The 12581-nt window shown below is 70.6% G+C and carries 11 protein-coding genes; 6 read left to right on the top strand and 5 right to left on the bottom strand.

Annotated features, from left to right (window positions below):
- Nucleotides 1-26: 26 nt before the first annotated feature.
- Nucleotides 27-998 carry a type I pantothenate kinase gene (gene coaA / locus QNO14_RS02270; RefSeq protein ID WP_257506604.1) on the bottom strand — a complete coding sequence of 324 codons (972 nt, stop codon included), beginning with the start codon at nucleotides 996-998 and terminating at the stop codon, nucleotides 27-29.
- A gap of 212 nt (nucleotides 999-1210) precedes the next feature.
- Here coaA and QNO14_RS02265 point away from each other — a divergent pair, with 212 nt between their 5' ends.
- The 3 genes from QNO14_RS02265 to QNO14_RS02255 all read left to right on the top strand — a co-directional run bounded on the left by QNO14_RS02265 (nucleotide 1211) and on the right by QNO14_RS02255 (nucleotide 5885).
- Entirely contained in the window at nucleotides 1211-2155 is a 945-nt protein-coding gene (locus QNO14_RS02265) for a Ppx/GppA phosphatase family protein (protein WP_257494837.1), read from the top strand.
- Between the two features lie 201 nt (nucleotides 2156-2356).
- On the top strand, nucleotides 2357-5014 hold the full coding sequence (locus QNO14_RS02260; RefSeq protein WP_257506603.1) for a DUF4062 domain-containing protein: 2658 nt from the start codon (nucleotides 2357-2359) through the stop codon (nucleotides 5012-5014).
- 4 nt (nucleotides 5015-5018) lie between these two features.
- A complete protein-coding gene (locus QNO14_RS02255) occupies nucleotides 5019-5885 on the top strand; it encodes a hypothetical protein (protein ID WP_257506602.1) in 867 nt (288 codons plus the stop codon).
- Between the two features lie 304 nt (nucleotides 5886-6189).
- On the opposite strand, the gene glmM is transcribed toward QNO14_RS02255, so the two are convergent.
- From glmM to rplM, 3 genes are read right to left on the bottom strand one after another with little or no spacing between them, the layout of a single operon-like run.
- A complete protein-coding gene (glmM, locus tag QNO14_RS02250; protein ID WP_257494840.1) occupies nucleotides 6190-7554 on the bottom strand; it encodes a phosphoglucosamine mutase in 1365 nt (454 codons plus the stop codon).
- An 11-nt stretch (nucleotides 7555-7565) separates the two neighbouring features.
- Nucleotides 7566-8042, bottom strand: coding sequence for a 30S ribosomal protein S9 (gene rpsI, locus QNO14_RS02245; RefSeq protein WP_257494841.1), 477 nt, complete (start codon nucleotides 8040-8042; stop codon nucleotides 7566-7568).
- Between the two features lie 30 nt (nucleotides 8043-8072).
- On the bottom strand, nucleotides 8073-8519 hold the full coding sequence (gene rplM / locus QNO14_RS02240; RefSeq protein WP_257494842.1) for a 50S ribosomal protein L13: 447 nt from the start codon (nucleotides 8517-8519) through the stop codon (nucleotides 8073-8075).
- A gap of 301 nt (nucleotides 8520-8820) precedes the next feature.
- Between rplM and QNO14_RS02235 the strand changes: the two genes are divergently transcribed.
- The 3 genes from QNO14_RS02235 to QNO14_RS02225 are packed head-to-tail and all read left to right on the top strand — an operon-like array spanning nucleotide 8821 to nucleotide 10418.
- A complete protein-coding gene (locus tag QNO14_RS02235; protein ID WP_257494843.1) occupies nucleotides 8821-9483 on the top strand; it encodes a hypothetical protein in 663 nt (220 codons plus the stop codon).
- A gap of 2 nt (nucleotides 9484-9485) precedes the next feature.
- A complete protein-coding gene (locus tag QNO14_RS02230; protein WP_257506601.1) occupies nucleotides 9486-10208 on the top strand; it encodes a PRC and DUF2382 domain-containing protein in 723 nt (240 codons plus the stop codon).
- Nucleotides 10209-10241: 33 nt separating this feature from the next.
- Nucleotides 10242-10418, top strand: coding sequence for a CsbD family protein (locus QNO14_RS02225; RefSeq protein ID WP_257494845.1), 177 nt, complete (start codon nucleotides 10242-10244; stop codon nucleotides 10416-10418).
- 328 nt (nucleotides 10419-10746) lie between these two features.
- On the opposite strand, the gene QNO14_RS02220 is transcribed toward QNO14_RS02225, so the two are convergent.
- Nucleotides 10747-12093, bottom strand: a complete 1347-nt coding sequence (locus QNO14_RS02220) for an HNH endonuclease signature motif containing protein (RefSeq protein ID WP_257506600.1) — start codon at nucleotides 12091-12093, stop codon at nucleotides 10747-10749.
- Nucleotides 12094-12581: the final 488 nt, after the last annotated feature.

Raw genomic sequence — 12581 nt, 5'->3', positions numbered from 1 at the left:
GCATCCGCCGTCGTTGTTCGCGGCGCTCAGAGCTTGCGCAGCAGCACACGCTCCACGGCGTGGTCGGCGCCCTTCTGCAGCACCAGGGTCGCGCGGTGGCGCGTGAGCTCGACGTTCTCGCGCAGGTTCGGCAGGTTGATGTCGTTCCAGAATCCCAGCGCGAGCTCGACCGCCTCGTCGTCGCCGACCTTGGCGAACCGGTTGAAGAACGAGTTCGGGTTGCTGAAGGCCGCACGGCGCAGCGCCAGGAACCGGTCGACGAACCACTGCGTGATGTGCTCGGCGTCGGCATCGATGTAGATGGAGAAGTCGAAGAGGTCGCTGACGGCGACGTCGTGCGGGGACGGCGGCGGCTGCAGCACATTGAGTCCCTCGACGATCACGACGTCGGGCCGGCGCACCATCACGTGGGCGTCGGGGATGATGTCGTAGCGCATGTGCGAGTAGAACGGGGCCCGCACCTCGGCCGCGCCGCTCTTGACCTCGGTGAGGAAGGTGACGAGGGCCCGGCGGTCGTAGGACTCCGGAAAGCCCTTGCGGTGCATGATGCCGCGGCGCTCGAGCTCGGCGTTCGGGTAGAGGAAGCCGTCGGTGGTGACCAGCTCCACCCGCGGGGTTCCAGGCCAGCGGGACATGAGCTCGCGCAGCAGTCGCGCGATGGTGGACTTGCCGACGGCGACGGAGCCCGCCACCGCCACGACGAACGGCGTCGTCGCGTCGGTGTCGCCGAGGAAGGCGCTCTCTTCGGCACCGAGCCGCTTGGTGTTCTCGGCGTACAGCGACAGCAGCCGGCTGAGGGGCAGGTACACCTCGCGCACCTCGTCGAGGTCGAGCCGGTCGCCGATGCCGCGCAGCTGCACGACCTCGGTCTCGCTGAGCGGATTCGCCACCCCGCGCGCCAGCCGCGCCCAGTCGGCGCGGTCGATCTCCCGGTAGAGCTCGCGGGCGAGGGGCTCGGGCTCGGTTTCGGCCGCGCTCGCGGCAGTGGTCTCGGCCATCGCGCCCATCGTATCGGTGCGGCGGCCCGCGGTCGTTGCCGGTCCCCCGCGTGCACAACGTCGCCATCTCGCCCGGGATCCGGTGCGGGGCGGCCGCAGGCCCGGCCAGCGGCCCGGATCGCCGACGTTGTGCACGCCCGCCCCGCGCGAACCGGCCGCCGTGACCGCCGCGGACGTCGCAGCCGCGGCATCCGCCCCGCTACGCTGGCCCCGTGCGCCTGGGAGTCCTCGACATCGGTTCGAACACCGTCCACCTGCTGATCGCCGATGTGATCCCCGGCGGCAGACCGCACGCGACGACCAGCCAGCGCACCGTCCTGCGACTGATGCGCTATCTCGAGCCCGACGGCTCGATCAGCGACGAGGGCGTGGCCGCGCTCGTGGCAGCCGTGACCGAGGCCCGCGAGACGGTGGCGCGCGAGAAGGTCGCCGAGCTGCTCGCGACCGCGACCAGCGCCGTGCGCGAGGCGAAGAACGGCAAGAAGGTGATCGCCCGCATCGAGGAGGCTCTCGGGCAGGAGCTGCAGGTGCTCGGCGGCGAGACCGAGGCGCGGTTCACGTTCCTCGCGGTGCGGCGGTGGTTCGGCTGGTCGGCCGGGCAGATCCTGCTGTTCGACATCGGCGGCGGGTCGCTCGAGCTGGCAGCGGGGGCGGACGAGCTGCCGGATGCCGCGGCATCCGTGCCGCTGGGGGCCGGGCGCATGACGGTGGAGTACCTGCCGAACGACCCGCCCGGTGAGGACGAGGTCGAGCGGCTGCGCAAGCACGCGCGCAAGACGCTCGCGCCGGTCGCGGAGATGTTCGCGGGAATGCCGAGGCCCGATCATGTGGTGGGGTCGTCCAAGGCCATCCGGTCGCTGGCGAAGCTGGCGGGGTATCCGGTACCGGGGTGGTCGGGGATCGAGCGCATGGTGCTGCCGCGCGCGGCGCTCAAGGCGTGGATCCCCCGCATGGCGCGGATGCCGGCCGAAGCACGCGAGGCCCTGCCCGGAATCACGGCGGACCGGGCGTTCCAGATCGTCGCGGCGGCGGTCGTGATGCACCAGGCGATGAAGGCGCTCGACGTCGAGGAGCTCGAGGTGAGCCCCTGGGCCCTCCGCGAGGGCGTGCTGCTGCGCTACATCGAGTCGCTGTCCTGGAGCGCCCCCGGCTCCTGACGCTAGCGAGTGAGTATTGGTCGCGCCGAGTGAGTATTGGTCGCGACGAGTGAGTATTGGTCGCGAATACTCACTCGGCACCGCGAATACTCACTCGGCGTCGCGAATACTCACTCGGCGGCGGGGAATGGGGCTCGTGGGCCCGCGGCAGCAGGGGCCCGCCTCTTTACTCGCGAACACCACAGCGGGAGTATTCACACCATGGATGCTGCGAAGCCTTCGATTCGCACGCCCGACCAGCGCATCCGGGTCTTCATCAGTTCCACCCTGAGGGAGCTCGAGCCTGAGCGCCGCGCCGTGCGGGCTGTCGTCGAGCGACTTCATCTGGCACCGGTCATGTTCGAGCTCGGCGCGCGCCCTCACCCGCCCCGCGCCCTGTACCGCTCGTACCTGCAGCAGTCCGACATCTTCCTCGGGCTGTACTGGGAGCGCTACGGCTGGGTCGCTCCCGACGAGGAGATCTCCGGACTCGAGGACGAGTACCGGCTCTCGACCGCACTGCCGTCGCTCATCTACATCAAGGAGCCGGCGCCCCAGCGCGAGGACCGTCTCGCGGGCCTCCTCGACGCCATCCGCTCCGACGACCGCACGTCCTACAAGTCGTTCCAGACCCCCGAAGAACTCGCCGATCTCGTGCTCGCCGACATCGCGACGCTGCTGGCCGAGCGCTTCGACGCCGCCGGCACCCACCCCGGCCCGGCGCCCGAACCGGCGCCCCAACCGGCGCCCGGCCCCGCACCCGCACCCCCACGACCCCCGGCATCCGACCCCACCCCCACCGGCGCACTCGCGCTGCCCGGCGGCATCCCGGCGCCCTACACGGCGCTGGTCGGGCGCGAGCGGGAGATGGATGCCGCGCGTGCGCTGCTGTCCCACCCGAGCACCCGGATCCTCACCCTTACCGGCCCCGGCGGGGTCGGCAAGTCGCGCCTGGCGATCGAGCTCGCCTCGGATGCCGCTGCCTCCGGCCGCGACGTCGCCTTCGCAGCCCTGGAGTCGGTGCCGAGCCCGCAGGGCGTGATCACCGCGATCGCGCGCGCGCTGGGCGTGCGGGACGTCGGCGACGAGCCGCTGGAGACGAAGGTGAAGGCGGCGATCGTCGACCGCGACGTGCTGCTCGTGGTCGACAACATGGAACACGTGCTGGCGGCATCCGATGTGCTCGTGCGCCTCGTGACGGCCGCCCCGCGCCTGCAGCTGCTCGTGACCAGCCGGTCGCCGCTGCGCGTGCGGGCCGAGCAGGTCTTCGAGGTCCGCCCGCTGCACACGCCCGCCGCCGGCACCCTCGACGACGAGATCGCGGCCGAGTCACCGGCGGTGTCGCTGTTCGTCCAGCGCGCTCGGGCGGTGCGTCCGTCCTTCCGTCTCACGCCCCAGAACGCCGCCGCCGTGGTCGAGATCAGCCGCGTTCTGGAAGGCATCCCGCTCGCGATCGAGCTGGCCGCCGCGCGGGCGCGCCTGCTGAGTCCCCAGCAGACGCTCGACCGGCTGGATTCCGCGCTGACCCTGCTGGTCGACGGGGCCCGTGACCTTCCCGACCGGCAGCGCACCCTCGCCCGCACCATCGAGTGGAGCGTCGACCTGCTCGATGAGCGCTTGCGCCACGCCCTCGGCGCCCTGGGCGCGTTCACCGGCACGTTCACCCTCACGACGGCCGAGCAGGCGCTGGCCGAGGTCGGCGTCGACGATCCGCTCGGGGCGCTGGAAGCCCTCGTGGATGCCAGCCTGCTCACCCGCATCGAGCACGGTGACGACGCGGCGTTCCGCATGCTGGGGCTCGTGCGCGCGTACGCCCGGGAGCTGCCGTCCGCCGAAGACGCCGAGCGCAACGAACGGGCCTGGATCCGCGCCTACCGGACGGCGGCGGAAGAAGCCGCGCACCGCCTGCGGGGCCCCGCCCAGGTGGAGAGCCTGGCGTTCCTCGAACTCGAGACCGAGAACCTCGCGGCCGTCATGCGGGCGCTGCTGGACGCCGAAGACCTGGATGCCGCGGCCGACTACGCCTGGCACCTGTACCTGTTCCTCTGGCTGCACGGGTACCTGGGCCTCGTCCAGAACTGGATGAGGGAGCTGCTCGACACGGCCGAGCGCGACGGCATCGCGCTGCCGCCGCGCACGAGGGCGATCGCCCTGTATTACGTCAATGCCGTGCGGTTCTGGCAGGAGTCCGACTACGACCCCCTGCCCGGGCTCATCTCCAGCCGGGACCGGTTCCTCGAGGTGGGCGATCCCGCCGGAGCCGCCCTCGCGGGGGTGTCGGTGGGGCTCGCGCTGCTGGCCGGCGCGCCGCAGCCCGACGTCTCGCGCGCACAGGACGAGCTCGAAACCGCCTACGCGCGCTTCGTCGTGGCACAGGACACGTGGGGCGAGGCGATGTCCCTGATCATGCTCGGCCGTCTCGCTCTGGCCACGGGGTCACTGGCATCCGCCCGCGAACGGTTCGAGGCGAGTCTCGCGCGCGCGCAGGCGCAGGGCGAGCGGCTCGGCATCGTCATCGCACAGAACCACCGCGGGTGGGCGCGCCTGCTCGCCGGCGACACCGACGGCGGCACCGCCGACTTCACGACGAGCTTCGAGCTGTCGGTGCTGCTCGGCCACGACGACGGCATCGCCTACGGACTCGAGACCTTCGTCGCGGTGCACGCGGCACGGGGCGACGTGGTTGCCGCCGGGCGGCTGCTGGGCGCGGCGGAACGCCTGCGACGCCGAACCGGGCTCGGCAACCGCGGCGCCTTCGACTACCACACCGCCCCGCTGCAGGCCCTCCGCGATGCGGGCAAGGGCGACGAGCTGGATGCCGCGGTGGCGGAGGGCCGCGAGATGAGCGTGGCGGAGGTGCTGAGCCTTGTCGGACGGTGACGCGGTGGCGGAAAGCGTCGGCGCGGGCGATCGCGTGTTCACGGTGACGCGGTGGGTGGCGGTGGCGATCATCCCCTTCCTCGTGGCGGCGGCGTTCCTGCTGTACACGTTCCCGACGCGCACCGGCGAGCTCTTCGCCTGGCCGATCGACCCGCCGCTGTCGGCGTATCTGCTGGCATCGGCATACGTCGGCGGTGTGTGGTTCTTCGGCGGGGTGGCGACGGCGCGGCGCTGGCACCGGGTGGCACACGGGGTTCCGGCGGTGGTCGTCTTCGCCGGGCTGTTGCTGGTCGCGACGCTGCTGCACCTGGACCGGTTCTCGCAGAACATCTCGTTCTTCACGTGGATGGCCCTCTACGCCACGACGCCCGTGATCGTCGCCGTGCTCGGTATCGTGCAGCGCCCGCAGGATCCGCGCGTGCCGGAGACAGTGGATGTCGCGATCCCCCGACCGGTGCGCATCGCGCTGGCGGCGATCGGAGCGGCGGCGTTGTGCGCGGGGGTCGCGGTCTTCGTCGCGCCCGCCGCCGCCGTGGAGGTGTGGGCGTGGCAGCTGACCCCGCTCACCGCGCGGGTGACGGGCGCCGTGCTGACGCTCACGGGAGTAGTGAACGCGGCGCTGCTGTGGGACGCGCGGTGGAGCTCGTTCCGGCTGCTCTTCCAGGCGCAGCTGCTGAGCCTGGTGGCGATCGCGCTGTCGCTCATCGCGCGCCGCGAGGACCTGCTGACCGACCGGCCGGCGGCGCCGCTCTTCGTCGCGATGATCGTGGCGGCGCTCCTCGCCTACGGCGGCCTGACCGTCTGGTGCGAGGCGCGGATGCAGCGCGCGGCAGCCTCACGCTCGCGAGTGAGTATTCGTCGCCTCGAGTGAGTATTCGTCGCCTCGAGTGAGTACTCGTCGCGAATACTCACTCGGCACCGCGAATACTCACTCGGCACCGCGAATGCTCACTCGGCAGCGGGGAAGAGCAGAGAGGACCGGCCCCCAGTGGCGCGGCCCTCTCGCGGCCCCGGACCGCTCGAGAACGAGCGCGGACCTGAACGACGGCGAAGAAGAGGCGACGTCGCGTGGGGGGATGCGACGTCAGCGCGGCTCCGCTGGCGTGCTTCCCCTGTTCTACCGCATCCACCGCGGCGCGCTCAAACGTCCGCCCGGTGTGTGACGCCGCCGCGCGTCAGACGGGAAGTGCCAGCCTGTCGCGCACGACGTCTGCCAGCCTCGCGGCCACCGCCGTCGCGGTGTCGGCCGTCTCGGCCTCGACCATCACGCGCACCAGCTGCTCGGTGCCCGACGCGCGCAGCAGCACGCGACCCGACAGCCCCAGCGATGCCGCCGCCTGCGCGACCGCCGTCTGCACGCCCTCGTCGTCGTTCACCCGCGTGCGGTCGACGCCGGTGACGTTGACGAGCACCTGCGGGTACACCGTCATCACCGATGCCAGCTCGGTCAGCGTGCGCCCGGTGCGCGCCACCTCGGCGGCAAGGTGCAGGCCGGTCAGCAGGCCGTCGCCGGTCGTGGCGAACTCGCTCATGATGACGTGCCCGGACTGCTCGCCGCCCAGCGAGAACCCGCCCGCGGCCATGCGCTCCAGCACGTAGCGGTCGCCCACCCCGGTCTGCTCGACGCGGATGCCATGCTCGGCCATTGCCCGGTGCAGGCCCAGGTTGCTCATGACCGTCGCGACGAGCGTGTCGTCCTTGAGGCGACCGCGGCGCTTCATCGACAGCGCGAGGATCGCCATGATCTGATCGCCGTCGACCACCTTGCCCGCGGCGTCGACGGCGAGGCAGCGGTCGGCGTCGCCGTCGTGGGCGATGCCGAGGTCGGCCCCCACGCGCACGACTTCACCGGCGAGCACATCGAGGTGCGTCGAGCCGACGCCGTCGTTGATGTTGATGCCGTTCGGGTCCGCGCCGATGACGGTGACGCGAGCACCGGCATCCCGGAAGGTCTCCGGCGACACACCGGATGCCGCGCCGTGGGCGCAGTCCAGCACGACGTGCAGGCCATCGAGACGATACGGAAGCGAGCCGAGCAGGTGCACGACGTAGCGGTCCTCTGCGTCGGCGAAGCGGGCGATGCGCCCGACGTCGCCGCCGGTGGGCTGCAGCTTCGGGCCGGCCATGGCCGCCTCGATGCGCGCTTCCACCTCGTCGGGCAGCTTCGATCCGCCGCGGGCGAAGATCTTGATGCCGTTGTCGGGCGCGGGGTTGTGCGACGCCGACACCATGACGCCGAAGTCGGCGTCGCGGTCGGCGACGAGGAACGCCGCCGCCGGGGTCGGCAGCACGCCGGCGTCGAGCACGTCGACACCGGACGAGGCCAGGCCCGCCGACACGGCGGCCGAGAGGAACTCCCCCGATATCCGGGGGTCGCGGGCGACGACGGCGGTGAGCCGCTTGCCCGCCCGGCGCCGGGCCTCCGCAATACGCCCCTGGCCCAGGACGACAGCAGTCGCCTGGGCCAGGGAGAGCGCGAGGTCGGCGGTGAGGGGGCCGTTGGCCAGCCCCCGCACACCGTCCGTACCGAACAGCGCCATGTGCGTTCGGATCAGCGCTTCGAGTACTGAGGCGCCTTGCGGGCCTTCTTGAGACCGGCCTTCTTGCGCTCCTTGACGCGAGCGTCGCGCGAGAGGAAGCCGGCCTTCTTCAGGGTCGGGCGGTTGTTCTCTTCGTCGATCTGGTTCAGCGACCGAGCGATGCCGAGGCGCAGGGCGCCGGCCTGGCCCGAGGGGCCACCGCCCGAGATGCGGGCGATGACGTCGTAGCCACCGGCGAGGTTCAGCACCGTGAACGGGTCGTTGATGAGCTGCTGGTGCAGCTTGTTCGGGAAGTAGTCCTCGAGCGTACGGCCGTTGACCGTGATGGTGCCCGAGCCGGGGATCAGGCGCACGCGGGCGATGGCCTGCTTGCGACGGCCGACCGCTGCGCCGGGGACCGACAGCACGGGGCGTGCGACGGCGGCCTGGGCCTCTTCAGCGGGCGTCTCAGTGGAGTAGTTCTGCGGGGTCTCTTCGATGTTCGCCATCAGTTTTTGTCCTTAAATCTGAGGGGGCGCTTACTGGGCGACCTGGTCGAGGGTGTACGTCTTGGGCTGCTGCGCCGAGTGCGGGTGCTCGGCACCGCGGTAGACCTTCAGCTTCGACAGCTGCTGGCGACCGATGCTGTTCTTGGGCAGCATGCCGCGCACGGCCTTCTCGACGGCGCGCTCGGGGTTCTTCTCGAGCAGCTCCTCGTAGGCGACGGACTTGAGGCCGCCCGGGTAACCCGAGTGGCGGTACGCCCGCTTCTTCTGCAGCTTCTGACCCGTCAGCGCGACCTTGTCGGCGTTGACGATGATGACGAAGTCACCGGAGTCCATGTGGTTGACGAAGGTGGGCTTGTGCTTGCCACGCAGAAGCGCGGCGGCGTGCGAGGCGAGGCGGCCGAGGACGACGTCGGTTGCGTCGATGACCAGCCACTCGCGCTGGATCTCGCCAGCCTTGGGGGTGTAAGTGCGCGTCACGATAGTGCTGCTTTCTTGTGTCGAACGGAGGAGTTCGTGAATCCCACTCCGGGGTGGTTCGAGTCCGTCGAAGACGGTCGAACACGCCAGTGGAGGGCTCACGTTCGCGGTGCCGGCCAGCAGGCGGCTTGCACCAAAGAGACAGCTTAGCATGTCGAGGCCCCCTCCCCACGATGAGCGGGGCTGACGAGGGCGGGCGCCGACGAGGCGTCACGCACCAGTAGCCGGGCGAGGTTACGCGTGGCATCCGGCGGTCGCAACCCCCTCGCATACGTACGACGCCCGGATTAGCTTCGGGAGCATGACCTCCTCTGACCCCCGCGAGCCAGGCGCCCCGGTCTATGACGCCGGCTCCACCGGAGCAGCTGTTCCGGTGGACAAGACGCACACCCTGCATAACGACGTGCTGTCCCGTGAGAAGGATCGCTTCGGCGGATTCAAGTTCGGGTCCGCGTTCTTCGGATGGCTGACCGCCATGGGTACCGCCGTGCTGCTGACCGCCCTCGCCACCGCCATCGGCCTCGCCGTCGGTGCAGGGTCGGGCACCACCACCGACGAGGTGGCGGATGCCGTCGCCGACGACGCCGGCACCGCCGGGGTGATCGGGGCGATCATCCTCGGCCTGATCCTGCTCATCTCCTACTTCGCCGGCGGCTACGTCGCCGGCCGCATGGCGCGATTCAGTGGCCTCAAGCAGGGCCTCGCGGTCTGGATCTGGGCGATCGTCATCGCCATCGTCGTCGCGATCGTCACCGCCATCGCCGGCAGCCAGTGGGAGATGGTCGGCAGCCTGCAGGGGATCCCTGCCATTCCGGTGGATGCCGAGTCCGCCACCTTGACCGGCATCCTCACTGCCATCGGCTCCGCGATCATCGCGCTCATCGGCGCCCTGCTCGGCGGCGCGGCGGGCATGCGCTACCACCGCAAGGTCGACCGTGTCGGCCTCGGCCGACAGGAGAGCTGACCATGATCAGCTCCCACGACATCGCCAGCCTCATCGGACGCCACGTCGTCGACGAAGAGGGCCACAAGGTCGGCACGGTCGGCCAGGTGTTCGTCGATCCCCACACGGGGAACCCCAACTGGGTGACGGTGAAGACGGGATTGTTCGGCTCGTCGGAGTCGTTCGTGCCGCTGGAGCAGGCCGCCGAGGTCGAGGGCGAACTGCGCATCCCCTACGACAAGGATGCCGTCAAGCACGCTCCCCGGTTCGACTCGGACGCGGAGCTCACCCACCGCCAGGAGGAGGAGCTGTACGCCTATTACGCCCTCCGCGACGCGCCGGACAGCGATTCCGATTCGGGGTCCGAGGGCGGCCACGGGCACCACGGCACGCACGAGCACGAGCACGGCGACCGCACGCACGCGCACGAGCACAAGCACGACGGCGATCACGATCACGATCACGATCACGATCACGACGATTCCCAGGCCGAGGCGAACGATCGCGCCGGCTCGACTTCGGCTGCGACTCCGCCGCCGTCGGCGGGAGACGTCGAGACGGTGGACGGCGGAACCGTCGCTCCTGCGCCGGTTGCCGACGGCGGCTTGCGGCTGCGGCGCTACGTCGTGACCGAGCAGGTGACGGTGAGCGTTCCCGTCGCCCGCGAAGAAGTGCGGCTCGAACCAGAGTCGCCTACCGGATCGGCATCCGATGACGATGCCGGCACACCCCCCACGAACCGCTGACGCGGTCGTGACCCCCGAGAGAAGGAGATCCCCATGGGCATCGGAGATGACATGAAGCACAAGGCCGAAGAGCTGAAGGGCAAGGCCAAGGAGGGCGTCGGCAAGGCGACCGACGACAAGTCTCTCGAGTCAGAGGGCCACATGGACCAGGCCAAGGGCAAGGGCAAGCAGGCCGTCGATGACGTCAAGGACGCCTTCACCGACAAGTAACCCGCAACCACAAAGCGGCGACCGTCCCCCTCAGCGAGGGGCGGTCGCTTCTTCGTGTGCGCGCGCTGCCCGCAGGCCCACGCCGCGGCCGAGCCGGACTCAGCCGAGGCGGCCGAACCTTCGCCGCGGGCGAGCCGGGACTCAGTCGCGACGACCGAACCTCAGCCCCGGCGACCGAACCCCAGTCGCGACGACCCGGAACCTCAGTCGCGACGACCCGGAACCTCAGTCGCGACGGCCGGACCTCAGTCGCGACGACCGAACCCCGGCCGCGACGACCCGGACCTCAGTCGTGACGGCCGGACCCGCGCCGCGGGGGCTCCGAGCCTCACGCCGGGACGAAGTCGAACCGCTTGCGCGCCCCGCGCCTGGGCGTGCGGGCCGGGTCGACCCACGGCGGCGGGATGAACCACACGTCGGCCATGGTCCCCGACCCGTCGATGCGCACCTCGTAGCCGTTGTCGTGCACGCGATGATGGCACGAGTCGCAGAGCAGCACGCCGTTCGACAGGTCGGTGGGGCCGCCGTCGCGCAGCCACCATCGCAGGTGGTGCACCCGGGTCAGTCCTGGTGGGGCGCCGCACCCGGCGCATCCGCCGTCACGTTCGACGAGCGCCAGCTTCTGCGCCTTGGTGAAGAGCCTCTTCTTGCGGCCCCAGTCGAGGATCTCGCTCTTGCCGCCCAGGACGCACGGGATCACGGCGCCGCCGGCGGCCATGCGCCGCACCGTGCCGATCGAGACCGGCTGGGTCATGCCGTCGATGACGCCGCTGCCCGTGCCATTCTCGAGGTCGTCAAGCGATACCCGTACCACCACGGTCGCTCCCTCGAGGGGCAGATCCGTGTGCTCGCACCCGAGGGCATGCGCGCACAGTCGCGCTAGCGCGTCGGCCTGCAGCTGGGGGATAGACCGGCGCGCAGGATCGGCGTCGGGTGCGTCGCCGCTTCGCGGTGCGCGGAGGTCTGCCGTCACGAGCGCCTCGATCGCCGCCCGTACTGGAGCAGCGTGCTCGGGATCGAGCAACGCCGACAGCGAGGTCATGCCGTTGCGCTCTTCCCGAATGTGCAGGTACCGCTGCGAGCGCAGCTCGTCTTCACGGGGTTCGACGCCGTCGGGGTCGAGCCAGGCTTCGGCGGGCGCGATGACCTTCGCCAGCTGGTCGCCGGTCAGCCCGGGGGCTTGCTCGACCAGCATCCGCTCCGCGGCATCCGTCGCCTCGCGCCCCGCACGCATGACCACCTTGTCGAGCATGCTGATGATCGCGGAGGCTGCGGCCGAGCCGATACTCCCCGCCTCGACCGCGGACGCCACGTGCGGATGCCGCGCGGGCGCCCGCTCCCCCGAGAGCAGCAGCCGCGGCGCCGTCGCCTCACCGACCTGCACGAGCCGCGCCGCCTCACCGTTTGTCGACCCGGTCGTGGCCGCGATGAGCGCGGTGGGATTGCGGTAGCCCTGCGACTTGGCCAATCCGTCTGGCCCGAGCTCGGGACGCGACTGCCGCGCGATCTCGGCCGCGACCTGCGCATGCAAACCGTCGGTCAGCCGCCGCACTTTGCCGAGCGCATCGTTCAAGGCGACGAGCAACGAACCGGCCGCCCCCTCGATCGCGCCCTCCGGCCACCCTTCAGCGACAGCGGATGCCGCTTCTATCAGGCTCTGGAGGGGCTGGTTCATACGACTGATGATACTCCGGAAGCGCCCCGGAGTATAGAACATCTTTTCGCCTGTGGATAAGTCTGCAGCGGATTTCCGCCGATACCGACAGAGGACGGCTGTCTCGTAGATCCGCATTTACGTTCGGTTCCGCACACTCCAGCGCCGCCCCGTGAAGAGGTCAGCGACGCGGAAGTCCCGCCGCTGGGTGAGGGCGGCACGGGGTGCGCGCTACGCGCTCTTGGCTGTCAGCAGCAGCCGGTCGCCCGGGTGGATCAGGTGTGGGTGCGTCGGCGGGAGTTCCTTTCGGTTGATCAGGAACACGCTCCCGGTGCCGCCGGGCAATCATGTCGATCGGGTCGCCCTCAGCAACCACATACTCGGCGAGGATCCCCTCCGCGTCTGGGACGACACGAATACTCACTCGGGATGCCGAATACTCACTCGGCACCGCAAATACTCACTCGACGACGCGAATACTCACTCGACACCGCGAATACTCACTCGCG

Origin of the sequence: Microbacterium sp. zg-Y625, from assembly GCF_030246925.1 — a bacterium.
GTDB lineage: Bacteria > Actinomycetota > Actinomycetes > Actinomycetales > Microbacteriaceae > Microbacterium > Microbacterium jiangjiandongii.
This window is presented reverse-complemented; position numbering and strand designations above follow the sequence as displayed.